Raw genomic sequence first — 23,713 nt, 5'->3', positions numbered from 1 at the left:
TGGCGACCCGGGGCGCCTGCTGCGCCTGAAAGTGGCTTTCCCACAGGCGGTTCGGCAAAGGCCTGGAGGGTAAACACGAGAGGAATTGTCGGTACTTCTTGGGCCTGGATTTGCAGGTAGGCTCATCAAAGCTCTGCTTCACGAGCATTAGTGAAGCGGTTAAGTCCTGCACCGTCGCGACAGGGGGATCGAATGGAACTGGTGGGAAAACATTTCGTGCTCATCAATGCTGACCAGCGCATAGGAGGACTCTCTACGGTCCGCCGCGGCGTAGACAGCAGGGACGGTTCGGCCGTCGCGGTGAAGTTTGTAGCCGGTGGAACTGATGAGCTTTCTCACAAGGTGTTCGAACGCGAGACTCGAGCCCTTCGAAATCTCAGTCATCCCAACATCGTTAAATTCCGCGACGCCGGGATTGACGATACCGGGACCTATTACCTTGTTCTTGATTGGGTTGATCACAGCCTCGTTGACTTGCTAAAGGAGCGACCCTGGGAGGGGTGGGACGATCTATATGAAACAATCGGGAAACCCCTCGTTGATGGCCTTGCCCATGCCCACCTCAAGCAATTTGAGCATCGCGACATTAAGCCCGCAAACATTCTTATCGATTCCGGTGGGGCGCCTTTGCTTGCCGATTTCGGAATCGCCAAAATTCGCGGGGATGAGCAGCACAGCGAACTTACCGTGCGTAACTTCCGTTCCGGGCCTTACGCGCCCCCCGAACTCGATGCGGCAATACCCTATGTACGCGATGTGTACAGCGTCGGCGTCGTTTTGCTTCAGTGCTTGAGTGAATCGGCGATCCGAGACTTCCCCGATGTCAAGCGGGCGCTTGAGTCCGTTGACGTTCCAAGGGACGTGCACGCGCTTCTGGAAGCGTGCGTGAGTCCCGAGCCGACCGAGCGGCCAGCGAACGGGAGTGTGTTGGCATCCGAGTTTAAGAAGCTTGCCAACCAACGCATCGCGCGTCAGCAGCAACCGCGCAATCCGATCTGGCTTGACCTGACTCGTACGGCACAAGAACACCTTGCTGGAGAACCGATTGACAAGGAGCGAGCGGCGGCAAGACTTCAGTCCGATCTCGCCGGTGAGGTGTTCGCTTCCTTTGGCTTGAATCGAGAGACTGGCAAGCGTGACCCCAACGTTGTCTTCCTGGTTGGTTCCGAACACCGTTACACACTTCGTCCCGACTACTCGCGGTCGTGTTTCACTGTCACCGCGGCACCTGCGCTGGAACTAGAGGCCCTCGAAGGCGGTCGACGTCACGGACTTGCTCTGCCTCCAATCTTCAGCTGGACCGTTCGTCAGCCCGTCAACCCTGCTCCGAGTGAGCATGCACGCACCACTTTGATTCATCTCATCGACGACTTTTATGATCGCAGGGACCACTCCAGCAATGAACTGTCGGAGCAGACCGGCGATGAGTTGTTCGACCTCTGGCTGCGAGTACTCGATGCCCGAGAGGCTCTGGCGCGGGGGGAAAACAAGCCACTCAGCTACAAGAAGGTCCGTGTCGAGGGGCGTCGTGGCGTCTTTACTCTTACCGAAGCTTGTGAAGTTGAACTTGTCGGCACGGATTGGGAGGTCACCGACCAGCACTCGGGAAAAAAATTTGGGCACGGCGAGGTAATCGATCAAGACGTGGATCAGATCACGGTGTTGTCACCCCGTCCACTCATCGGGGTACCTGGGACAGCAACCCTTGTCCCATACGACCGGCCGTCGGCCATCTCTTTGAACCGCCAGCGAAACGCCGTACTTGCCGTGAAGAGCGGGACCACTCCTAGCCCTGATCTGCGCAGTGTTCTGGTGGATCCAACCTCCAATGCAGAACCTGCGGTCGCGGAAATCGCTGAGTGTGACCTGGACCCCGTCAAAAAGCGGGCCGTGCAATTGGCACTCGGTGCTAAGGACGTTCTGGTCATTCAGGGGCCGCCAGGAACCGGAAAAACTCGCTTCATCACAGAGACAGTCACCCAATTTCTGAAGCAGCAACCTGCCGCCCGTGTGCTCATCGCTTCACAGACCCATGTAGCCGTTGATAATGCGGTTGAACGTCTTCATAAGGCCGGCATAAAAGGTCTAGTTCGCTTAGCTGGCGCCGACGAATCCGTCGTCGAAGTGAGCGTCAGAGACCTTCTCTTGGACACTCAAACGCGCCGATGGGCAGAAGGAGTGCGCTCACGTGCGGAAGCTAACGTTTCTAATTTTGCCGCCGGGTTGGGCATCGATGCGAACCACTTGCGGGCCGCACTGACGTTGGAGCAATTGGCAGCCGTCTCCCGAGAGCTCGAGGCTGTAGAACAACACGTGGCAGTGCTCGTTGCCGCCTCGTCCCAGGACCAGTCAGACCTTGCCACGGCCATTGAGGACGAAAACCCGGCCGAGCGGTTTCAGGCTCGGCTTGACCAGCTCAACGATAGACGAATCGAGCTCGCCACTGCGGCTCAGAGGCACCTATCCGGCGAGCTAACGATTCCAACCAACATCGGGAGTATCGAAGCACGGCACGCTGTAGACGTTCTCCTTGGAGACAGTGCACAGGCACACGAACTATTGAAGCGCATTGAGCTTCAAGCAGCGTGGCTTGAAGCCATTGGAGCCGAAGACAGCCTGACCTCGATCTTCCTGTCTGGTACCTCGGTTGTTGCTGGAACCTGCACAGGATTTTTGCGTAACAAAGCGGTCGGCCAGCTTGAGTTCGATCTTTGTATCGTGGACGAAGCATCAAAGGCAACCCTCACTGAAGCACTCGTCCCTATGTCTCGTGCAAAGCGGTGGATTTTGGTGGGAGACACACGGCAACTGCCGCCCACTGACGAGGATCTGCTGCGATCGAAAAATTTGCTCAACGAACACGATCTAACCAAAGACAACGTCACGGAAACGCTCTTCCAACGGCTCGTCGACTACCTTCCAAGACATTCTCAGCTCACGCTCGAAGAGCAGTACCGGATGATTCGCCCAATCGGCGACCTGATTTCCACCTGCTTCTATGACGGACAACTTCGTTCACCGCGAACGTCGGGCATCTCTGGATACGACGAAGTGGTTGGACGAGCCGTAACGTGGATTGATACCAGTCCACTCGGCGAGAACCGACGCGAAAGTGGCACGACAAGTTTTGCCAACCGCGCCGAGGCCCAGATACTTGTTTCTCATCTGGACACCCTCGAACACGCTGTTGACTTCGGGCTCATCAAAGTTCCCGACAACAAGCAGCAACTTGAAGTCCTCGTAATTGCCCCGTATAAGCGGCAGGTCGAAGAGCTACGGAGGAAACTCGCGCCAAAGTCCTTCCGTAACTTAGCAATCACTGTCATGTCCGTCGATGCAGTTCAGGGCCGGGAATCTGATCTGGCTCTCCTGTCCCTCACAAGAAGTAACCAAAAGGGGAAACTTGGCTTCTTGGGGGCCGACTACTGGCGACGCATCAACGTGGCCCTATCGCGTGCTCGCTACGGCCTAACGATCGTCGGCGATGCTGGATTCATCAGGGAGACTAACGGGGCCCTGCGAACAGTATTGGAGTACATCGAGAAGAACCCCGCAGATTGCACAGTAAGGGCGGCCGAACATGACTAGACAATTTCAGATCCTCAAACGCAGGTTCGGTGATGCGCGGCCGGGCTTGCAGCTCGTTGCTGTTGAAGATGCCGCCATCCCCGTCACCGTACTCCGTGCTGATGTTCTTGCTCAGGAAAAGAAGGACCTCCCGATCACGGAAGCATTTACGCTCCGGTTTGTGGACCTTGGTGTGGACACTCCCGCGGAAATCGCCGCATATTTGGGCCTCGATCCGGTCCACGTCTTAGAAGCATCAGCTGCCCAGTTGAGTGAAAACCACCTCCGCCGCCGAGATAATGGCGGACGACTCGCCTTGACGCCAATCGGAACCGAGGTCGTGCGGAACCTTGCCGCGACTCAACCCGTACTGAAGCAGTTACCGGTTACGTACGACCGGCTAACCTGGTCACTTGCCGACTATCAGGAAAGGGCCTTGATCGAAAAGAAGGCGGCTCAGGAGCGAGGGATGATCATTCTCCCCGCTGCCAGAAATGCCCACATCGGAATCGACGATGTAACTCCTTCGGGCTTCAATGCGCTATTCAAGGGGGACCGGCTTCAAGTCCTGCGCATTCACAAGGTCGCGGTCAAGAAACACCGGTACCTTCCTGTGCAAATGCTGGTTTATGCGGATCAAGACCGGCAGGAACTAGAACTGGCCATCTGCATTGACGACGAACTGGCGGTAGCGCACGGACTGGCACTTGACGGTATCGAGGCTGTCAACCGCCTCGGGTTGACACTCGGAAAACCTGATCCGCGGCCAATACTGGACGCTGAACTGGAAGGCCAGCGCACGACAAATACCGCTGTCGACCCCGGCGAGGAGTTGGAGCCCACACACCCGGTCCCCAGCGGCGGCTCGACCTCACTCGTCAGGAGCGTTAGCGTCTTCGAACACGCAGATCTGCTGTCCGAGGCACTGTCGACGGCCAAACGGAGGCTGCTTATCATCGCACCATGGATAAAGAAGGCAGTGGTTACCACTGAATTCGTTACAAAACTCGAGCAGAGACTGCGCGCTGGCGTCACGGTGACCATCGCTCACGGATACGGCGCCGACGACAGTGGGTCAGACGAGTATGCCCTTAACCGCCTAAAGAACCTCTCAAGCAGATATGACAAGTTCACTTTCGTCCGCGTGAAAAACACTCACGCTAAGATCCTCATCTTCGACGACATCTGGGTAAGTACTAGTTTCAATTGGCTTTCCTTCCGCGGCGACTCAGACCGCACGTACCGAATGGAGGAGGGCACCCTCGTCAGCATTACAACGCGGGTCGAGAAGGAGTACCAGAGGTATCTCGAACTGATCGAAGACCAGCGGCTATCCTAGCGTTACCGGTCTGACCCCGAACACGGTGACCGGAGAAAGGGCTTAACAAGCTGGTTAGCGAGCTAGCTACAAGCGCTCGTCCCGTCCGGTCAGGCCCGGCTGGGACTGCACGGCGCCCCTAGTCTTGGCGGTCCAGGGACTACTCCCTAATTAAGCAAGTTTCAAGAGCATCTTGTCTTGAGTCCGGAGTTCCAATCGCTGTCGTACCCCTGAGGATGCAGTCGGACGACTTCATCTGAATGGCTTTGGACGCTCTTCTGACCTCACAGCGGCGTTGGCTGGAGTGTAACGGAGCGGGAGGAGTCCCCGTCGCTTGGAGGACGCAGCCCTGACGCGTGCCACAGGGGAGGGCCCTCATGAAGCGACGGGGCACGGCAACTTGTCCCGGGAAAACGCGGAACGCTGAACCTGACGATGTTCGTTTACGTGACTAGCAGGTATAGCTAGGGTGTATTGACGAACGGTTTCAGGGTGTCACGCCGTCACTGTTGATTTGTAATAACAAGACAAGAGACCCTCGAACGAGGTGGGGGCTGCTGGCTCTGTTTGCAGTCAACGAGTCGCAGCATTTGCTCTCTCGACTCTTCTCGTGAGCACGGAACGGAAAGCATCATCATCAACGACATCGCCGAAGTGATCACACAGCTACTGATGCCCGCGCGCCTCTACACCCGTGAGGAAGTGCTCGAGCGGCCATCCCCGGTACTTAAGGTGCCCGGCATTTACGCCTGGTACTTCGATGAACTGCCACCCGGTGTGGATGTCCGTGGCTGCCACACCATCCCCGAAGGCGTGCTGCTCTATGTCGGCATCGCCCCGAAGGAGCCGCCGCGGAACGGCACGCGGCCGAGCACGCAGACGTTATGGCACCGGATCCGCTACCACTACCGCGGCAACGCCGAGGGCTCTACGTTGCGGCTGACGCTGGGATGCCACCCGGCAAGCACTTTGTACATCGCCCTCCGCAGGGTCGGCAGCGGAACCCGACTGACCTTCACTGCCGATGGCGAACGACAGATCAACGAGTGGATGAGCCGGCACGCCCGCGTGACTTGGGCTCAAACAGAACTCCCGTGGCTCCCGGAAGCACAGGCGATCAAGCAGCTGAGCCTGCCGCTCAACCTGCAGGGCAACAGCCACCATCCCTACTATGCGACACTCAAGGCCCTCCGCGCCGAGCATAAGGCAACAGCACGAGGGCTTCCCGTCGCGTGAGAACCGTCCGCATGTATCCCATGAACAGTGTTTCCAGCGTACAAGCCGAGGACTGCGACCAGAATGCAAACGAGGACAGGCCCCCAACCTCACAAACTTCCAACTAGTCGAACACCCGAACGATGCATCGTGGACACAGAAACCGCAAAATGGACGCCTTCAACTGCAACCACTTCTTCCAACTACCCCTTCGTCTCACAGTTGCCATCCGGCCCGGAAACCGGGGGAGCGTCCAGGCCTGGGCGCCGGCGGCCATCACGGCTTTTGGGACGCTGCAGCTGCTGGTTCAAGGTCGGCCAGGGTCAGCAGGTGTGCAGGATCCACCGGGAGCGGGAAAGTGGAGGTTACCGCCAGCGACGGGCCCACATGGAGCAGCTCTCCGGGCCCCATGGCCCGCCAGCGCGGATTGTGGTCCATCGGTTCGGTGGCCAAGACGACGTGCGGAGACACTGACAGATCGGTGCTTCGGGAATGGATCCGCCGGCTTCGGGCATCCAGCGGTGCAGCCGGGGCCGGTTCGGCGGCCGGGTTCCTCTCCAGGACGTACAACTCGTGGCTGGCCGGGTACCGGAGCGCCCAGAGGTCGGTGGCAGTAGTCAGGATGAGGTTCAGGCTGTAGACGGGCAACTCCGCCGCGACCCACTCGACGGCCCGGACGATGCTTTGTCCGATGTCGCCGCCTGACGTGCGGGCATGGGCCGTGATGAGGGCGAACAGCCGCTCACTGTCCGTCTGGCCCTGCACCAAGTCCGCAACACCCAGGTCGGCGAGATGGCGGTCAAGGCGGTCGAGGCCGGTGAAGGCGCCGTTGTGGGCGAAGAGCCGCCCATCCTGCATGAACGGATGCGTGTTGGCCACGGTGCGTGCACCGGTGCTCGCGTACCTGACATGGGCCAGGAACGTGGTGCTCCGCAGCTCCCGGGCTTCGCGGGCAAACGCATGGTCTTCCCAGGCTGCCAGTGGCCGTTTGCTCAGCCTGGCCCGGCCATCCGCGTCGAAGGTCCCGATGCCTGCACCATCGGGCTCCCGCCGGCTTTGTTCAGTGAGGCTGTCCGGGGCGTCCAGCAGCCAAAATGTCGCCCGGACGGTCCGCGGACCGGCATGCAGCCCGAACAATCGGCACATGGCTCGTGCTCCCGGTTGCTAGTGGTGGAAGGCGGGCGTCTGCCCCTCCGAGGGCATGGGCGAAGTCAGTGCGTCCAGGTAGGCGACTTCTTTCTTGAGGTCGTCCAGGAAGCTGGCGGCGAGGTCGCGGGTGAAGCCGTTGCGGACCACGATCCGTTGCACGGTGGTGTCGCTGAGTCCCTCGGGCAGCGGGTAGGCCGGGACAAGCCATCCGTTCATCCTGAGCCGCTCGGACAGGTGGTGGAGGTTCCAGTTCTTGGTGTGGCCTTCGGCGAGTTGCCAGGCGAAGACCGGGATGTCGGAGCCGTCACTCCACAGGGTGAAAGCTTCCATGGCGCCGATCTCCCGGGAGAGGTAGAGCGCGACGTCGCGGGAGGTCGCCTGCACGGACTTGTAGCCGGCGAAGCCAAGCCGAAGGAACAGGTAGTACTGCAGAAGCACCTGGGCGCCGGGCCGGGAAAAGTTCAAGGCGAAGGTGGGCATGTCCCCGCCCAAGTAGCTGACATGGAAGATGAGGTCCTCGGGCAGCGCTTCCTCGTCCCGCCACACGATCCAGCCGAGGCCCGGATACACCAGCCCGTATTTGTGGCCGGAGGTGTTGATGGAGGCTACGCGGGGGAGCCGGAAATCCCAGTCAAGCTCCGGCTGCAGGAAGGGCGCGATCATGGCCCCGGATGCACCGTCGACATGGATGGGGATGTCCAGGCCGCGGTTTGCCTGGATGGCGTCCAGGGCCGCGGAGATTCCCGCCACGGACTCGTAGGCCCCGGTGTACGTGACGCCCATGATGGCCACCACCCCAATGGTGTTCTCGTCCACGTACCGCTCCAGGTCATGGCCGTCCAGCTTGGGGTGTTCCGCTGACACGGGAACGAAGCGCGCTTCCACTTCCCAGTAGTTGCAGAACTTTTCCCAGCACACCTGGACGGCTGAACTGAGCACGATGTTGGGTTTGTCCGTCGGCTGTCCGGCTGCGCGCCGACGATGCTGCCACCGGCGCTTCAGGGCCAGGCCGCCGAGCATGCACGCCTCGGAGGAACCGATGGTGGAGGTACCAACGGTCTTCGCCGGATCCGGCGCGTTCCACAGGTCCGCAAGCATCCGCCAGCACCGGGCCTCGATGAGCGCCGTCTGCGGGTACTCGTCCTTGTCGATCATGTTCTTGTCGAAGGTTTCCGCGTAGAGCTGTGAGGCCTCGCGTTCCATCCACGTCCCCACGAACGTTGCCAGGTTCAGCCGCGAGTTGCCGTCCAGCATCGCCTCGTCGTGGACCACCTGGTAGGCGGTGGAGGGCAGGGATTCGCCCTCGGGCATCGTGAAACGGGGGAAGAGGGTGGATTCACCCGCCCGGCTGAACAATGGGTTCAGCTCAACGCTTGTTTCGGGCTCATGCTTCGGTGTCCGGTGTGACCTTGTCATTGCAGGGTTCCTTCAAGCTCGTGAACGCCGGGCTGTGCGGCTGGTGTCCACGTTACAAAGGAACGCCCGCCGCGGCTGTCCCCGCGGGCGCATGTCGCCCAAGCGGTGCGAACCAGACCATTCCGGAGGCGGGGCCGTGATCCACAGTTGATGACCGGCAACGGCTCTGGGTGCCTCCTGGTCAGTTGCTGCCCAGGCGCAGCACGCGTTCATGCGCCAGCATGGCGGCACGGCGCGCCTTGTCGGCGGCTCGGGCCGCCTGCTTGGCTTCGGCGTCCATGCCGGACAGTTTCCTGCGGACCATCTCCAGCCGTTCCTCGGCGGCCTTCAGCCTCTCCCGGAGCAGGGCCGTCTCCTGGCGCAGTTCCGCGATCTCGGTTCGTGCCTCCTCGGCCTCCGCCTGCAGGTCCGCGGAACGCCGGACGGCTTCTTCCTCGGCGGCCCTGGCCTGGGCATGGGCAGCCTTGGCCCGTTCCAGCGCCGGGGGCGACGCCGGCCGGGGAGTTTGGCGCACGGCCTCAAGGCGGGGTTTGGCGGGCTTGGGCTGGGAGGTGCGTTGCGGCGTCGTCCGCGTCTTTGCTGCCGTCGTGTCCGGTGCAGCCGGGGACGGCGATGGCCTGGGGGAAGACGGCACTGCGGGGAGCGTTCCGGGCAGCGCCACCGCTCCGGCCAGGTCCACTTGGTTGACGCCATCGGCGGTCAGGACCTTCAGCAGGCGGCCGCTCGCAACGGCCGCGGCTGCTCCTTCGTCTGCGGTCAGCGCCCGCAGGGTCTCCTCCACGTCCGCGGCCATGGGGCCGCTGATGGGGCGCCCCTGCTCCGCTGCGATGGTCCGTGCGGTGTCGACGGCGGCAGCCAGCAGGGTGCGGCGCTCGCGTGCCAGCGCACGGAGGGCGCCGGCATCCAGCGATTCCTGCGCTGAGCGCATCCTTTCCCCAAGGGCGGCCAGGTCAGCCAGGACGCCAGGCCGTTGCCGGGCCAGCATATTAACCGCCCACGCGGCCACGGACGGTTTCGCCAGCGCCCGGACCGCCGCAGCCAACTCTTTGTCCTGCCCCGCAGCCTCCTTGGCCGCGGCAGCCCGGGCCGCAATGAAACCGTCGAGGTCCCCGGCATAGAGCCTGTCCGCAATGTCCGCCAGGGGTTCGTCTTCCATGCCGCCATCTTAGGTGCCGGCTCCTGAAGGTCCTGGGCGCTCCCGGGCTGGTCGGCCGGCCGCGTCCTTCCAGAGGCCCGTGCCCGGAGTCCCTGTTACTCGTAGGCGGGGAGGGGTATGTTGCTCGAATGGACGATTCATACCAGGTGATTGTGGTTGGCGGCGGTTTCGCCGGAAAGTCGGCAGCCGAGGAGTTGGGCCGCAAGGGTATCCGGGTGCTGCTGCTGGATACGAACAACTACCAGCAGTTCCAGCCGCTGCTCTACCAGGTCGCCGCGTCCCAGATCGGCGTCTCAGCGGTCACCCGGCCACTCCGCTCCGAATTCCGGCGCATCAACAGCGTGCGGGTCCTCACTGCGGAGGTGACAGCCATCGATGCTGCCAACCGCACGGTGACAACCCGTGATGGATCCAGCTACCGGGCCCGTGCCCTGGTGATCGCCACCGGCGCGGTACCTAATTACTTCAACACGCCGGGCGCTGACGAACACGCCTACCCGCTGTACTCGGTGGCAGACGCCACCCGCCTCAGCGTGGCCATCACGGCAGTGCTGGACGAGGCCGACCGGGAGCCGGCCGTCGGGGCCGACGTGATCGTGGTGGGCGGCGGCCCCACGGGTGTGGAGACCGCGGGGGCACTGGCCGAGAACGTCAAATACGTGGTGCCAAAGTATTTTTCTCCGGGGCTGGCCGAACGCTGCCATGTGCATTTGGTGGATATGGTTCCCAACGTCCTGGCTGCCTTCTCGGAGAAATCCCAGGCTTACGCGCGGGACCGACTGACCAAGCTCGGCGTTCAGTTGCACATGGGCCAGGCCGTGGGCGAGGTGAGGCCTGACGGTGTGACACTCAAGGACGGGACGGTTATTCCTGCCAGGATCGTGGTGTGGGCCGGTGGACTCCAGGCGGGCCGGATCATCGCGGAGTCCGGGCTGCCGCAGGGCCGGGGCGGGCGCGTGGATGTCCAACCGGACCTGACGGTTTCCGGCTTCGAAGGCGTCTACGTGCTGGGTGACTCCGCCAACATCACCGATGCCGCCGGCGATAGATTGCCACAGCTCGGCTCGGTGGCCCAGCAATCGGGCAAATGGGCTGCGCGCAACATCCATGCCGACCTGACCGGCGGCACGCGGGAGCCGTTCCGCTACTGGGATAAGGGATACATGGCCATGGTGGGCCGGGGCGCCGCGGTGGCGGAGCTGGGGCGCCGGCGGCTGCAACTGCAGGGGCCGCTGGCATTCGTGTCCTGGCTCGCGGTGCACCTCGCCCTGCTGCCCGGATTCCAGCAGAAAATCCGGGCCCTGTTCTCGTGGGCGAATGGTTACCTCACGCACAGCCCGGCGCAGGTGGTGGTGGGACGGCCGGACTAGGCGCTCGCCGCCTCGTTATGCCGTGGCGTAACCCAGGAGGCGGCCTGCGGTGGTCCAGCCGGACTCCTGGAAGCCGGCGGCTGCATCCGGTTCAACCACCATATGCAGGTGCGCGGCGCCATGCAGGAACGCTTCTTCAGCCATGGCCGCGAACAGGGCCCGCGTGAAGACTTCTTTGTCCGGGCCCTCCGGGACTTCGAGGATGGTGACGGCGGCAGCTTCGTCCCGCACCTGGACGCGGCCCCTGGCCACCGGGTGGTCAAAGACCGTGATTTCGACGGCGTCGTAGCTGTCCATGGGTGCCAGGGCTACCTGGGAATTCTCGGGCAGGTCGACGCCGGTGTCCAGCTGGGATGTCGGGGCGTTCAGCAGAATCCTCTCGGCGGCCAGGGAGAATCCAGGCGGGGCGGGCGCCTGCGCTGCGGCCGTGGCGACGACCAGGGTCAGCCGCGCCCCGGGCCTGGCCGCCGCCGTGCCGGCAAGCTCTTCCCAGTCCGGGCCGGGCCAGCCTGCCACGTACTCCGCCGGTTCGTCCGGGGTACCGTGGGCAGCGTCCAGGATGAAGCCGGCGCCGGCCGGCTCGGCGGACCGGCCCTGCAGGTCGGCCCAGGCCGGGACCCAGCCGAGTGTTGGGGCTTCCTTCTGTTCCGGCATTCGAGGGTTCCTAACGTCAGCGTGCAACTGTTGCCCGCGCGGCCATCCCGGACCGTTGGATGCGGGAGTCCCTGCCAACGTAACGGATCAGCGGTGGGGCCGCCAGCGTCCGAAGCAGCGGTGGTCAGGGCAGGTGGGTGAAGGACATGCCTGCCGCCAGCAGTTTGTCGATGGCGTGGGCCACGCCCTCAGCCGTTCCGCCGTTCGGGTGGTTGCCATGGCAGATCACCACGTCCCCCGGCCTGGCCTTGCCGATTTCCTTGGCGACGACGGCGGCAGGGTAGGTGGCGCCGCCGTCGCCGTTGATGCTGAAGCCCGCAGGCCTGACACCCAGGGCATGGAGGATGTCTGCAGCGACGTCGTCCATGTAGGCGGTGCCGGGGCGGAAGTAACGGGGACGGGCGCCGGTGATCCCGGCCAGCGACAGGTCGTTGGGCATGACCTCGTCATAGACTTCTCCGGCGTTCTTTGTCCCGGGGATCCCGTAGGCGTTGTTTCCAGTGGTGGACAGCGGCTTGTGCGATGTTCCGTGGTTGGCCAGTTCGAACAGCGGGTCCGCTGCCAACTGCCGTGCTGTGGAGGGGTTGGCGGTAATCCACCGCGAGTTCAGGAAGAGCGTGGCAGGGATGTGCCGCTGGCGGAGGGTGTCCAGCAGCGCTTGGTCATGGCCGCTGCCGCCCGGTCCGCCGCAAAAGTCAAAGGTCAGCGAGATGCCCTGTGAAGCGGGTGGAAGCCTTGTCAGGACGCCGGGCGCTTCCAGTCCCCAGTAGTGGGCCTGGTGCTTTCCGTACGCGGCGACAATGTCGGCCCGGGACGGCACGGACGGCATTGAGGCGGGGAGGGGCGAGGAATCGTCCGGGTTTACGTCGACAATCCGGGCGGGCGCGTGTGAGGGAACGCTTGACGGTTCCGTGACCGTTTCTGCAGCGTCAGCCGCCCGCCGCCGGTCGGGCTGGAGATCCGGTACGGCAGCTGACAGCGTGAGCACCGCGGCCAGCAGTACGGTCCTGCGGCCGGGACCTTTGCCGTCCTGGCTCATGTGGCGTGCGCCTTGTGGTTCCACGGTCAGTTACCCCGCAGGGACTTCAAGCCGTTCCATGACTGATCCCCGGTGACCCTGAACCGGGGAGCGCTGGACGTGGCGGGGCAAGGCAGCGCCGGTTGTGCGACGGCGCACGGAACTGCAGCCGGAACGAAGGGGGTCATGACGGGATGATACCGCGCCAGCCTTGGCATTCCGTGAAAACGGAACTGCGGCGGTGCGCCTGCGCGCCAATGTGGCCGGTAACCGGCAAAGCCCGGGGAGGACCACGACCTCCAGGCCCGTCCTTGCCGGCGAATCATGGTGGCGTGCAGGGAGCTTCTGCGTTCGCTGGTGCCGTCTACGTTGAATCCAGCGGCCAGTACCGATAGAAAGACACTGTGAAGCAGAGTATTTTCGCCCGCGTCGCGCAGCTCGCGAAGGCCAACCTGAATGCCCTCCTGGACTCCGCCGAAGACCCGCAGAAGATGCTGGACCAGATGGTTCGGGACTACTCGGAGAACATCCGTGAGGCCGAGGCGGCTGTTGCCCAGACCATCGGCAATCTCCGGATGGCCGAGGACGACTACGCCCGCGCCGTCGACGACGCCGGCACGTGGGGCCGCAAGGCGGCCGCCGCGTCCCGCAAAGCGGACGAATTCCGGGCCGCCGGGAACGGTGTGGACGCTGACAAGTTCGACGCCCTTGCCAGGCTCGCCCTGCAGCGGCAGATGTCCGCCGAGGCGACAGCCAAGGCGCAGGCTCCTGCGCTGGCAGCGCAAAACGAGGTCGTTGACAAGCTCAAACAGGGCCTGGACCAGATGCGCGGCAAGCTCAGTGAGCTGACGGCCAAGCGCAACCAGCTCGTGAACCGTGCCAGGGTGGCCGCCGCGCAGTCGCAGGTCCACGACGCCCTCAAAGCCCTGGATACCGGGGACCCAACCTCGGCGATCGGCCGCTACGAGGAGAGGATCCGCCGGCAGGAAGCTACGGTCCGCGGCCAGCAGGAGCTCGCTGCATCATCCCTGGATGCACAGTTCGCCTCCCTCGAAGACCTCGGGGAGCAGACCGAAGTGGAAGCCCGGCTCGCGGCGCTCAAGTCCATGGACCGGAAAGCGATCGACAACTAGGTTGCCATTATTAGGAGTTGTCGGCTTGGCACTGCTGCCGGTCTTCTGTTGGAACCCCAACGCCGGTGTCTAGGACGATTACGGCCCCTGACGCCCTGCCTACCTGCCGGCCCTGAAAAGTGTGATCATGTAGCGGTCATCGCCCTCAAGGCCATCGTCAGAGATCGAATCCAGATTGAAGTACTGCACCTCGACGCGGTACGTGCCGGGAGGCACCTTCACCTTCCCGCCACTCATGCCGTTGTCCGTGGACCCCGAGACTTCCACCACGCCGCTGGGAACTTCCAGGACCCCCGTCGCGACCTTGTCGACCCTGCCGGTAAAGGAACGCTCCGAGTCGAGCCGCGGATGAGGACCGGTGCGTACATATTGCGCATGGTGCCAATTGCGATGTAGCGGTCGCCCTGGACGAACATGGCGTCGATCGTCTCGTCCGTCCATTTCGCCCAGAGGTCCCCGAAATCGGCTGTCGGGTCGGAGACCGTGAATTGGTGGAAGTCAGCCATTACGTTGTACTCGGCGTCCATGGGGCATCCTCCCTTGCCGGCGCCATTCGTCCTGCGAAGGATTTCTTTCTCCACCAAAGCGGACTGGACAAGTCCAGCCAGGCCGACCACGGCCCACAGGATCGTTTGCCACGCGCCATCCCACAGGAGGGACAACGCCAGCCAACAAACACCGATCACATGGCTGCCGGCTTTCACTCCACGAAGGAGTTCCGTGGACCTTTTCGGGAAGCGGACAGCGCTACGGAAGTAGCCCTGAACCACTTGGACCATGGTGCCTCGTTCCGACGTTGGAATGCTTCCCTGGTACTGACAGCCACCCAAGAAGCGAACGGTTGGTGTTCAGTCTTCATATCGCCCACTGCGGTCTGACTTGCGACCTGGAAGAACATGCCGTCGATCGTTCCGTCCGTCCATCTCGCAGCGCATTCCGACGGTGACCCGGATCTTCAGTCTCTAGCTGAATGCGGCGGCCCATGTTTGGCCCGAAGACTGGGCCAGTACCTGTAGTTGGTCCCGGGGCAAGGGGATGTCCTCGCAGATCCTGAGAGCTTGATCAAGGAAGTCCAGGGCCGACTGAACGCCTGATGAAGTATCGGTGACGGCGATCTGGGCAGCAACATCGCTGACCTTGCGGACAAGCAGCTCGCCGGGTTGCACATCGGGCTGGCTGCCCGAGTATTCAGCCGCCTCGTACACCTGCCGGGCAGCCCATGCCGCTTCCTGCGCGTCATCGGACAGCCATGTCCGGACTGCGTAGGCCAGTGCCGCAGCGGCATTTTGTGCATATCCCTTGTCGAACGACCATTCCTCGTCATCCGTAGGGCCCAGCGACACGGCTTCCGATTCAAGCGAACTGACGTCGGAATTGCCGGCGAACGCAACGTCCCAGGCGGAGTCGAGGATCTCCCGTGCCCGCGCCGCCTTTCCGCTGTCCCCAGTTGTGGTCCAGTATCTCTCGTGAAGCGCGACGAGGCTCTCTGCGCATGCTGCGGCGAACGCCGTCTTGGCTCTCCTGTCCAGGCCAGAAAGGCGCCCCTTCAGAACCATCTCGTCATATTCCGGTGTCGCCACTTTCATTACCACTTTGCGGTTTTCGGGCTAGTAATTGTGGCTCCTGTATCTTCAAGGAAGCTCCTGCAGGCCGGACAACGAGTGATTGGCTTGCCTTGATTCAGCGATTGTGCTCTTCCGCACGACTGTGGTCAATGCAGCGGCCTGGAAGCCTCGCCACGGCGGGCCCGTCAACGACCCTCACACGCTCAGCCTGCCCGGCGTTTTGGTCCGGTTCATGATTGCGTCCCTGCATTGGGCTGGTCAGTTCCTGATCACGCCCGGCAGACCTCCCGGAGGCGCAGGACTCCGGATTGGAGGGCCGCTCACCTGTCCGGCCAACCCTATCCGAGGACGCTGCTGGCGCGGCTGTGAGCGTACGACGCACGGCAGCGGACCCGGACTCCCACAGCGAGATCGGCATTCGACAGGGCTCCCTCGACCGGCTGTAGCGGACGGGAGTGGGGATCGATCGAAGAATACCTGACCGCGCCCCACGAGCTGGAATCAGAACACCTTCCAGAAACAGACGCCCACACCATGAGGACACAAAAAAGGCGCGCCCCGTTCGCTGAGCGCGCCCTTCCCGTATAAAACTGTCAGTCCTTGAAGGCGTCCTTGACCTTTTCTCCGGCCTGCTTCAGATCACCCTTGGCCTGGTCTGCCTGGCCTTCGGTCCGGAGGCTCTCATCGCCTGTTGCGGTGCCGGCCGTCTCTTTGGCCTTGCCGCCTGCCTTCTCGGCAGCGTTGTCAATCTTGTCGCCCAGTCCCATGGTGTTTCCTCCTCTGGTTGGCAGCCGTTCGCATTCGGCTGCATCCATAGTAAGCATGCTTAGGATTATGTTGGCAAGTCTGCCGAGCAGGAGCCTCGGGCTTTGGATCGCAGGCAGCCAGGTTACTTGGCTGCCGACATGCCCGGCTCCAGGGTGTACTGCTTGGGCAGCTTCAGGGACCGTTCGGCCATTACGTCACGCAGCATGTTGGGGTAGTCGGTGATGACGCCGTCGACGCCGTCGTCCATGAGCTTGCGCATGGTCGGCTTGTCATCGACGGTCCAGGGGATAACCTGCATGCCCTTGGCGTGGGCGCGGGTCACCATGTCCGCGTTCACGTAGGGGACGTAGCCTGGGTCGGTGACGGTGCCGTTCTGGGGCGTGCCATGGACGGGGGAGATGGCGTCAAAGCCAAGGGAAGCCGCGGCGTCCACCAGGTCCCCGCCGAAGTCATCGGCGTCAATGCCGCCGAGCCATGGCGACTTGCCCGGCTGGCCGGCCTGCAGGAAGTCCTTGTTGGTCAGGGCGACGGTGCGGATGCCGGGCTGGCGCTCTTTCACCATGCGCAGGGAGCCCCAGTCGAAGCTTTCGATGGAGACGCGCTCTGCCATGTGGGCCTTGTTGATTTCGCGCAGCGCGACGTCGACGAACTGTTCGCGCGGGGCGGTCTGTTCCGGGGCGCCGGCCTCGACCTTGGTTTCGATGTTGAACTTGACCTGGCTGGCCCGGTAACGGTTGGCGAGGTCGAAGACCTCTGCCAGGGTCGGCATCCTGGCTCCGGGGGAGGCCTGCTGGCCGGGGAACTGGGGCAGCGTCTGGGAGCCGCAGTCCAGGCTGCGGACCTGGTCGAAGGTGAGGTCCTTGATGTACTTGCCCACATAGGGGAAGGACGGGTCTCCCGGGGTGACAGGCGCGGTGTCCTTGCACTTCCGGCCATCAATCTTCCGGTCGTGGGTGATGACTTCGCGGCCGTCCTTGGTGATCTGCAGGTCCATCTCCAAGGTGGACACGCCGGTCTCGATGCCCTTGGCGAAGGAAGCGAGTGTCGATTCGACGGTCAGGCCGATGCCGCCGCGGTGGGCCTGCAGGTCAAAGTGGTTTTCGGTGCCGTTGGGGTTGGTGTCGGCGGCGTGGGCCGGGAGGGATGTTCCCAGGGCAAGGCCGGCAGTGATGGCGGCCGCGGTCAGCAGCTTGGTGCACTTCATGGGTTCTCCGGGGTTGGGGTTGTGGCGGGGTGGAAGGTGAAGGGCGTGGGCCGGGTTACGGCTTGCGGCCGGGCAAGACGAGGAGGGCGTCCCCGACTGGGCGTTCGCCGGTGGCGTCGGAGGGGGAGTTCATGACCTGGTCGCCCTGGACCATGGTGGTGGATCCGCCGCCGTCGAGGTTGATGGCGTTGATCATGCCGAGCGATTTCGCCACGTGGGCTTCTTCGTTCAGGCTCAGGCCCAGGGAGGTGGTTTGGCGGCCGTCGGCGGTGACCAGGATGGTGCGGCCCTGCGCGTCCACTCCGGCGAAGGTGCGGGGGTTGCGCTTGTGGACCCAGCCGTAGAAGAAGCTGTTGCTGTCGTTGGTCCGGACCATGCCGTCGCGCTTGGCCGTGACGTCCAGCTGGCCGTTCTGGACCAGGGTCGGGCCGCCGTTGACGACGTCCGTCGTCGGGGTGGTCGTCAGGGTCTTTCCGCTTTCATCGAGCAGGTCCGTGTCGACCTTCAGCTTCTTGCCCGGCACGGCCAGGGCGGCGAGCTTGTCGACGTCGGCGCCGATGGCCTGCACTGTCTGGCCGCCGGCGGGCACCGCGGTGCCTCGCGCGTGGTTGACGGCGGTGACGGTGCCTTGCGCGTCAAGGACGACTTCGAGTCCGGGGCCGGCCGGGGTGGTGGGGCCGAACTCGGGAGTGAAGGAGACGATCTCGTCCGGGTCCGTGCAGGTGAAGTCGTGCAGGGGCAGGTTCGTCGGGGTGTCGTCGGTGCCGCCGCAGTTGCGGATCAGCCCGGGGACCCGGTCGATGCCGTCCAGTGGGAGTTCCGCCGCGCCCGGCGCGGTGACAGTGCCGTGCCAGTGCAGCCGCTGGATGGAGGTGCCGTTCTTATCCAGGACGAGGGAGGGCCGGTCGCCGACGGGTTCGCTGAGGACCTTGCCGTCGTGGACTGCGGCTCCGGCGGGGTCACCGGGGGCACCCGCCGCGGGGTCCATGGTGAAGAACCCGCCGTTCACGGCTGCCAGGGCGCCGGCGGCGGCTGAGAGCTGGCTGGTCGTTTCGCGGTTTTCGAGGTTGGGGCCGAAGGAGGAGGTGAGGTCGCCGTGGAATTCCTTCGGATCAATCGTGAGCACCTGGAGATTCCACGGTCCGCGGTCGTCCTCGCTGGAGCCGGCGTCACCGTCCCAGCCGGTGTAGATCACCGAGGCCTTGTAGCCCGCGGCTTTGATCTGGTCCACGGTGGCAGCACCGTCGGCCTTCGAGCTGAACTGGCCCGCACGGACCCGGTAGCCGAGGTCGCCGCCGGCGTCGGCCAGCTGGGGTGACTGGACGTGCTCGATGCGGGCAGTGACACCAGCGGCGTTGAGCTTGTCGGCAACCTTCTGCGCCTGCGCCTGGGTGGACAGCGCGGAAGCCGGGGCGTCGGGGTCGAGAGAGGTCGACGGGACCGCGACTTCGGCAGTCCAGAAGAACTCCTGGTTAGGGGCGCCGCGCGTGATCGTGGTCCGGGTCAGGCCCGGAGCCAGCGTGGTCACGTTCCGCGTCTCAGGCAGGTCCTGCGCGCCGAGGTCCAGGTGTGAGGCCTGTGCCGGTGCGGCAGCCTGCTGGTCAGGTGCCGGTGCTGTTGGCGCCGCGGTGGAGGCGCCTGCCGGGGTGAGGAAGGCGAAAGGGAGGGACACGGCCAGGGCGGTGATAACCGCACGGCGGTGACGATGATTGGGGCTGATCATGGTTATCGACACTAGAGCGCCAGGAAGTCATAGAGCCCTCCCACACACCGCGGTTATTCATGCCTTCGATGAGTGTTCATCAACCGTTCGGGGAACTGTGTCCGGATGTTCCGTCCAGATGCCGTAACCCCCGCGCAGCATGGAGAACTTATGTGCGTACCCGGCAGCCGATGAGCCTCGTGGCGGGCATAGGAAAAGGTGCGCCCCGTTCGCTGAGCGCACCCTTTTCGAACTCCCCGTTCCCAGCCGTTTGCGATCGACTGCATCCAGAGGAAGCATGCTTAGGATCAATTGGGCAAGCCCATTTTCCATGACTGAACCCGTCGGAACGGACGAAAGCGCCGAGCGGCTCCAGGCCGCTCAGGTGATGAGGCGCTAGACGACCGCCAGCGCTGGGGGTTTGGCGTCAGCGGCTGGCAGGCTCAGCGCCGCCCTGGTGCCGCTGACCGGGCTGCTAGAGAGGGTGATGTGGCCGCGGTGGTTTTCGACGATGGACTTGGTGGTCGCCAGCCCCAATCCGGCGCCGGGAATTGTTGAAGAATGTGCTCGGTGACCTCGCGCCGCAAGCCGTCCGGAAGCAGTAAGCGCCGCGCATGTCCTCGAGGATCTGGGTCAAGGACATGCTCGGATTTTAGCGGGTCCTTTAGCGCTCGTTTCCCTCGGCGCAATTCGTCCCACGGACGAGAGGTTGAGGCGATCCCGGACAGGACACTTTGCGGCCGGGACTAGAATCACCCCACTGTTACAGGTTCATTCAAGGGAGCGTCTAAGTGTGCCCTGCCATCGAGAAGATCTCTCGGCTTAACCAGCGAAAAACCCCTAGAACCCTTGAGTCCTAGGGGTTTATCCCGAGCTTCCTATCAGAATCGAACTGATGACCTTTTCATTACGAGTGAAACGCTCTACCGACTGAGCTAAGGAAGCACCGCACAAAATCCCGGACTGAACCGGGCCCTTCATGCAAGAGTCAACTGTAATAGAGTCTCTGCGCCGCGGTCAAAATGGGACAGGTGCAGGCCGCTGAGGCGTTCAGCACACGGTGTTGTCGGCCGGAACTTTGCCCCCGACCAGGTAATTGTCCACCGAATCTTCGAGGCAACTGTTGGCCCGGCCGTAGGCTGTGTGCCCCTCGCCCTTCCAAGTCAGCAGCGAGGCGTTCCCCAGCTGTTTGCGCAGGGAGGCAGCCCAATCAACCGGGGTGGCGGGGTCGCCCGTGGTTCCGATGACCACGATCGGGGAGTTCCCCGGGTATTCGACCGCCTGCGGCGTCCGGACGTTCTTGTACGGCCAGTCAGCGCAGCTGGTCCCGCCGTAGGCGAAGAAGTAGCCAAAGGTGGGGGAGTCCTGTTCCAGGCGCTTCTCCTCCGCCCGCATGCCGGCGGTGTCCGAAACCATGGGGTAGTCAAGGCAGTTGATCGCGTTGAACGCGAACGTGGAATTGGAGGTGTACGAGCCGTCGGTCGCACGGTCGGCGCTGATGTCGGCGAGGCGCAGCACCAGGCTCACATCCCCGTTCATGGCGGCCTCCAGCGCCTGGGTGAGGGCAGGCCAGCTCTGGTCGTTGTAGAGAGGGGTGATCAGGCCGCTGACGAACGTCGTCGCATTGACCAGGCGGCCGTCCCTGGCGGTGCGGGGTGTCTGTTGGACGGCGTCGATGAGGTCCCGGATCTGTTGCACGCCGGAGTCGACGTCGCCGGTCAGCGGGCACTTGCCCTGCCGCTGGCAGCTGGCGACGTAGGTGTGGATGGCCTTCTCGAACGCGCGGGCCTGGCCGCTGGTCAGGTCCTCATTGCTGATGGACGGGTCGAGGGCGCCGTCAAGGACCATCCGGCCCACGTTGTCCGGAAACAATGAAGCGTAGGTGGAGCCCAAGAAGGTCCCGTACGAGTATCCGAGATAATTCAGTTTGGTGTCATTGACCACCGCACGCAGCACGTCCAGGTCCTTGGCGGCGCTAACGGTGTCGATATGCGCCAGGACCGGGCCGGTTTGCGCCGCGCACTGGGCAGCGATTGCCTTGTTGTCCGCCAGTGCCGCCGCCAGCCCGGTGTCGGTTTCGAGGGCGTAGGTCTTGGCGCGTGCCGCGTCACGCTCCGCGTCGGTCATGCAGGTCACGGGAGCGGAACGCTTGACGCCGCGGGGATCGAACCCAACGAGGTCGTACGCGTTGCGGACGGCCGCCGAGAAGTGTGTCGCAGCGGCGTCCTTCACAAAGTCATAGCCGGAAGCGCCCGGGCCGCCCGGATTGACCAGCAGGCTGCCCGTTTTCTTGCCGCTGCTGGGGGCCCGCAGGGCCGCGATTTGGATGGTGTCGCCGGCCGGGTTGGCGTAGTCCATCGGGACGGTCACCTTGGCGCACTGGAATTCGCCTTCGCAGGGCTGCCAGACGACTTCCTGCGAGTAAAACTTCTCCAGCCCGGCGGGCGCGGACGCCACGATCGAGGGGTCGGCCTTGGCGGTGGCCGCCTCCGGCGGGTTCTTGTCACCGCCGTTGAGGAGGCTGCACGAGGCAAGGACCATGACCAGGGCCATGGCGCCCGCGGCGCGGACGGCGGCCAGCAAGGACCTGTGGCGTGCGGGCAGGGGGCGGGCAGTCATCGGGTCTCCTTGGAGGGCTGGATCAGGCTGGCCGCCATGGACTCGAGGGTCAGCAGCGGGGCGACGTTTGTGGTGGTGATGCGTTCGCGGGCTTTGTTGATGGCATCCATCCGGGCAAGCGTGCCTTCCGGAGTACTGCGGGCGGCGAACTCCTCCAGCTCACTCCTGAGCTCAACGTTGACCAGCTCCACGGCGTTCCCCAGCTGGATGATCAACACGTCCCGGTAGAAGGACAGGAGGTCCGTGAGGGTCCGGTCCAAGGAGTCCGTGATGGAGCGCTTGGCCCGCCGCTTCTGGTCGTCCTCAAGCTGTTTCACCTGGCTGCGCATCGCCGGGGGGAGCGTGCCGGACTCGGGCGCGCCAAGAGTTGCCAGGAGGGCTGCTTTTTCCGCGGCGTCGCGCTCCTCGTTGGAGCTGGTGGCCTCTGCCGTTGCGATCTTCACCAGCTTGTCCGCCATCATCACCGCGGCAGTGACGCCACGGAGCCCGAGCGGGAACCGCACCGTCTCCAGGCGGCGTTCCCGGGCGGCGGGGTCCCGGGCCAGCCGGCGGGCGATCCCCACGTGGCTTTGCGCTGCCCGCGCCGCGCGTTCGGCGAGCTCAGGATCAACGCCGTCCCGCCTGACCAGCAGGGCTGCAACTTCCGCGGCAGGCGGCAGGCGCAAGGCAACAATGCGGCAGCGGGACCGAATGGTCACCAGGACGTCGGCCGGGGACGGTGCGCAGAGCATCCACACGGTGCGCGGGGTGGGTTCCTCGATGGCCTTCAGCAGCACGTTGGTGGTCCGCTCAGCCATCCGGTCGGCATCCTCCACCACGATGATCCGCCAACGCCCCGCGGACGGCCGGTTCCCCGCTGTTGCCACGAGTTCGCGGGCCTCATCAATGGTGATGGTGACCTTTTCCGTGCGGACGAAGGTGACGTCCGAGTGGGTTTCCCCGAGGATGGTGCGGCAGGCCTGGCACCGGCCGCAGCCCCGCAGGCCCACGTCTTCCTGGTCGCAGTTCAGCGCGGCAGCGAAGGCCTTGGCTGCGTTGGAGCGACCGGAGCCCGGCGGCCCGGTAAACAGCCAGGCGTGCGTCAGGCCTTCGCCGCTTGCCGCCTGGCGCAGTTGTTCGACGACGGCGGTTTGGCCCTGGAGGTCATCCCACACCGTCACGAGCCGCCACCGTCCGTCCCGTGCCGGGAGGGCAACGCATTGGATGGAGCCGGGCCGGCCAGCAGTGCGTCGACCCGGTCGCGTATTTGCGCCGCGAGTTCGTCCGCTGGCAGTTCCGCGGGCAGGACCAGGTAGGACCCGGGGCGGCCGGCGGCGAGGTCGAGGAAAGCCTTCCGAATCCTGGTGTGGAAGTCATCAGCCTCGGACTCCAGACGGTCCTCGGCCGCCTGGCCGGCCGTGCGGCGGCTGCGGCCAAGCCGCGGGTCGACGTCCAGGAGGACTGTGAGGTGGGGCTGCAGGCCCGAGGTGGCCCAGTCGTTGAGGGACTTGACGGCGTCCTGGCCGAGGTCGCGGCCCGCCCCCTGGTAGGCCACTGACGAGTCAATGTAGCGGTCGGTCAGCACGATTTCGCCGCGGCCGAGTGCCGGCCGGATGACCTGCGCGGCGTGGGCTGCCCGGGACGCGGCGAAAATAAGGGCCTCGGTATGGGCATCGATCTCGCCGTTGCCATGGTCCAGGACCAGCGAACGCAGCTTTTCGCCGACCGGGGTGCCGCCGGGTTCACGGGTGCGGCGTACGGTGTACCCCCGCGATTCCAGCTCAGCCGCAAGCCGGGCCGCCTGCGTCGACTTGCCGGCGCCATCGCCACCTTCGAATGCGATGAACACGCCCGCCTTTTGTTTGCTCACCTCCCAAGCC

General features: G+C 64.0%; 18 protein-coding genes, 1 tRNA gene and 1 pseudogene. 5 read left to right on the top strand and 15 right to left on the bottom strand.

Annotated elements, in window-relative coordinates; all coding sequences use genetic code 11:
* Window positions 1-192: 192 nt before the first annotated feature.
* From C563_RS22150 to C563_RS0112175, 3 genes are all read left to right on the top strand, one after another.
* Window positions 193-3,588, top strand: a complete 3,396-nt coding sequence (locus tag C563_RS22150; protein WP_026264746.1) for a serine/threonine-protein kinase — start codon at window positions 193-195, stop codon at window positions 3,586-3,588.
* Entirely contained in the window at window positions 3,581-4,906 is a 1,326-nt protein-coding gene (locus C563_RS0112180; protein ID WP_018762339.1) for a hypothetical protein, read from the top strand. The genes C563_RS22150 and C563_RS0112180 overlap by 8 nt, the downstream gene beginning before the upstream one ends.
* A 546-nt stretch (window positions 4,907-5,452) precedes the next feature.
* Window positions 5,453-6,121 carry a GIY-YIG nuclease family protein gene (locus C563_RS0112175; protein WP_196803337.1) on the top strand — a complete coding sequence of 223 codons (669 nt, stop codon included), beginning with the start codon at window positions 5,453-5,455 and terminating at the stop codon, window positions 6,119-6,121.
* 255 nt (window positions 6,122-6,376) lie between these two features.
* Here C563_RS0112175 and C563_RS0112170 read toward each other — a convergent pair whose 3' ends face one another.
* From C563_RS0112170 to C563_RS0112160, 3 genes are all read right to left on the bottom strand, one after another.
* Window positions 6,377-7,246 (bottom strand): class II glutamine amidotransferase, encoded by an 870-nt coding sequence (locus C563_RS0112170; RefSeq protein ID WP_026264744.1) that lies wholly within the window; start codon window positions 7,244-7,246, stop codon window positions 6,377-6,379.
* A gap of 18 nt (window positions 7,247-7,264) precedes the next feature.
* Window positions 7,265-8,665: a glutamate decarboxylase gene (locus C563_RS0112165; protein ID WP_018762336.1), complete on the bottom strand. Its 1,401-nt coding sequence runs from the start codon at window positions 8,663-8,665 to the stop codon at window positions 7,265-7,267.
* A gap of 181 nt (window positions 8,666-8,846) precedes the next feature.
* On the bottom strand, window positions 8,847-9,821 hold the full coding sequence (locus tag C563_RS0112160; protein ID WP_018762335.1) for a hypothetical protein: 975 nt from the start codon (window positions 9,819-9,821) through the stop codon (window positions 8,847-8,849).
* 128 nt (window positions 9,822-9,949) lie between these two features.
* Between C563_RS0112160 and C563_RS0112155 the strand changes: the two genes are divergently transcribed.
* On the top strand, window positions 9,950-11,191 hold the full coding sequence (locus tag C563_RS0112155) for an NAD(P)/FAD-dependent oxidoreductase (protein WP_018762334.1): 1,242 nt from the start codon (window positions 9,950-9,952) through the stop codon (window positions 11,189-11,191).
* Window positions 11,192-11,206: 15 nt separating this feature from the next.
* Here C563_RS0112155 and C563_RS0112150 read toward each other — a convergent pair whose 3' ends face one another.
* Together C563_RS0112150 and C563_RS0112145 are read right to left on the bottom strand one after the other, a co-directional pair.
* Window positions 11,207-11,845: a hypothetical protein gene (locus C563_RS0112150; RefSeq protein WP_018762333.1), complete on the bottom strand. Its 639-nt coding sequence runs from the start codon at window positions 11,843-11,845 to the stop codon at window positions 11,207-11,209.
* Between the two features lie 124 nt (window positions 11,846-11,969).
* Window positions 11,970-12,884: a polysaccharide deacetylase family protein gene (locus tag C563_RS0112145; protein WP_018762332.1), complete on the bottom strand. Its 915-nt coding sequence runs from the start codon at window positions 12,882-12,884 to the stop codon at window positions 11,970-11,972.
* A 383-nt stretch (window positions 12,885-13,267) separates the two neighbouring features.
* Here C563_RS0112145 and C563_RS0112140 point away from each other — a divergent pair, with 383 nt between their 5' ends.
* The gene (locus C563_RS0112140) at window positions 13,268-13,996 is read left to right on the top strand and encodes a PspA/IM30 family protein (RefSeq protein ID WP_018762331.1); all 729 of its coding nucleotides are present in this window, start codon (window positions 13,268-13,270) and stop codon (window positions 13,994-13,996) included.
* Between the two features lie 99 nt (window positions 13,997-14,095).
* On the opposite strand, the gene C563_RS22410 is transcribed toward C563_RS0112140, so the two are convergent.
* The 10 genes and pseudogenes from C563_RS22410 to tmk all read right to left on the bottom strand — a co-directional run bounded on the left by C563_RS22410 (window position 14,096) and on the right by tmk (window position 23,703).
* The gene (locus tag C563_RS22410; RefSeq protein ID WP_018762330.1) at window positions 14,096-14,233 is read right to left on the bottom strand and encodes a hypothetical protein; all 138 of its coding nucleotides are present in this window, start codon (window positions 14,231-14,233) and stop codon (window positions 14,096-14,098) included.
* 725 nt (window positions 14,234-14,958) lie between these two features.
* A complete protein-coding gene (locus tag C563_RS0112125; RefSeq protein ID WP_018762328.1) occupies window positions 14,959-15,582 on the bottom strand; it encodes a DUF416 family protein in 624 nt (207 codons plus the stop codon).
* 572 nt (window positions 15,583-16,154) lie between these two features.
* A complete protein-coding gene (locus C563_RS21165; protein ID WP_018762327.1) occupies window positions 16,155-16,328 on the bottom strand; it encodes a CsbD family protein in 174 nt (57 codons plus the stop codon).
* 122 nt (window positions 16,329-16,450) lie between these two features.
* The gene (locus C563_RS0112115; RefSeq protein WP_018762326.1) at window positions 16,451-17,533 is read right to left on the bottom strand and encodes a glycerophosphodiester phosphodiesterase; all 1,083 of its coding nucleotides are present in this window, start codon (window positions 17,531-17,533) and stop codon (window positions 16,451-16,453) included.
* Window positions 17,534-17,588: 55 nt separating this feature from the next.
* The gene (locus C563_RS0112110) at window positions 17,589-19,256 is read right to left on the bottom strand and encodes a phosphodiester glycosidase family protein (protein ID WP_018762325.1); all 1,668 of its coding nucleotides are present in this window, start codon (window positions 19,254-19,256) and stop codon (window positions 17,589-17,591) included.
* Window positions 19,257-19,631: 375 nt separating this feature from the next.
* A pseudogene (locus C563_RS22405) lies at window positions 19,632-19,790 on the bottom strand (ATP-binding protein); the annotation flags it as partial.
* A 317-nt stretch (window positions 19,791-20,107) separates the two neighbouring features.
* Window positions 20,108-20,180 (bottom strand) — tRNA-Thr (locus C563_RS0112095).
* 105 nt (window positions 20,181-20,285) lie between these two features.
* Complete coding sequence (locus C563_RS0112090; RefSeq protein WP_018762322.1) at window positions 20,286-21,854, bottom strand: alpha/beta hydrolase; 1,569 nt, start codon at window positions 21,852-21,854, stop codon at window positions 20,286-20,288.
* Window positions 21,851-23,014, bottom strand: a complete 1,164-nt coding sequence (locus C563_RS0112085; RefSeq protein WP_018762321.1) for a DNA polymerase III subunit delta' — start codon at window positions 23,012-23,014, stop codon at window positions 21,851-21,853. The genes C563_RS0112090 and C563_RS0112085 overlap by 4 nt, the downstream gene beginning before the upstream one ends.
* Entirely contained in the window at window positions 23,011-23,703 is a 693-nt protein-coding gene (gene tmk, locus C563_RS0112080) for a dTMP kinase (RefSeq protein WP_018762320.1), read from the bottom strand. Before tmk ends, C563_RS0112085 begins: the two co-directional genes overlap by 4 nt.
* Window positions 23,704-23,713 lie beyond the last annotated feature (10 nt).

The organism is Arthrobacter sp. 135MFCol5.1 (genome assembly GCF_000374865.1).
Taxonomy (GTDB): Bacteria; Actinomycetota; Actinomycetes; order Actinomycetales; family Micrococcaceae; genus Arthrobacter.
The sequence above is the reverse complement of the archived record's forward strand: the minus strand, read 5'-3'. Positions and strand labels throughout refer to the sequence as shown.

Coding starts and splice junctions, on each gene's coding strand:
- C563_RS0112115 (WP_018762326.1), bottom strand. CDS start 17,533: ATGAAGTGCACCAAGCTGCTGACCGCGGCCGCCATCACTGCCGGCCTT.
- C563_RS22410 (WP_018762330.1), bottom strand. CDS start 14,233: ATGAGTGGCGGGAAGGTGAAGGTGCCTCCCGGCACGTACCGCGTCGAG.
- C563_RS0112145 (WP_018762332.1), bottom strand. CDS start 12,884: ATGAGCCAGGACGGCAAAGGTCCCGGCCGCAGGACCGTACTGCTGGCC.
- C563_RS0112125 (WP_018762328.1), bottom strand. CDS start 15,582: ATGAAAGTGGCGACACCGGAATATGACGAGATGGTTCTGAAGGGGCGC.
- C563_RS22150 (WP_026264746.1), top strand. CDS start 193: ATGGAACTGGTGGGAAAACATTTCGTGCTCATCAATGCTGACCAGCGC.
- C563_RS0112170 (WP_026264744.1), bottom strand. CDS start 7,246: ATGTGCCGATTGTTCGGGCTGCATGCCGGTCCGCGGACCGTCCGGGCG.
- C563_RS0112110 (WP_018762325.1), bottom strand. CDS start 19,256: ATGATCAGCCCCAATCATCGTCACCGCCGTGCGGTTATCACCGCCCTG.
- C563_RS0112165 (WP_018762336.1), bottom strand. CDS start 8,665: ATGACAAGGTCACACCGGACACCGAAGCATGAGCCCGAAACAAGCGTT.
- C563_RS0112090 (WP_018762322.1), bottom strand. CDS start 21,854: ATGACTGCCCGCCCCCTGCCCGCACGCCACAGGTCCTTGCTGGCCGCC.
- C563_RS21165 (WP_018762327.1), bottom strand. CDS start 16,328: ATGGGACTGGGCGACAAGATTGACAACGCTGCCGAGAAGGCAGGCGGC.
- C563_RS0112160 (WP_018762335.1), bottom strand. CDS start 9,821: ATGGAAGACGAACCCCTGGCGGACATTGCGGACAGGCTCTATGCCGGG.
- C563_RS0112150 (WP_018762333.1), bottom strand. CDS start 11,845: ATGCCGGAACAGAAGGAAGCCCCAACACTCGGCTGGGTCCCGGCCTGG.
- C563_RS0112155 (WP_018762334.1), top strand. CDS start 9,950: ATGGACGATTCATACCAGGTGATTGTGGTTGGCGGCGGTTTCGCCGGA.
- C563_RS0112180 (WP_018762339.1), top strand. CDS start 3,581: ATGACTAGACAATTTCAGATCCTCAAACGCAGGTTCGGTGATGCGCGG.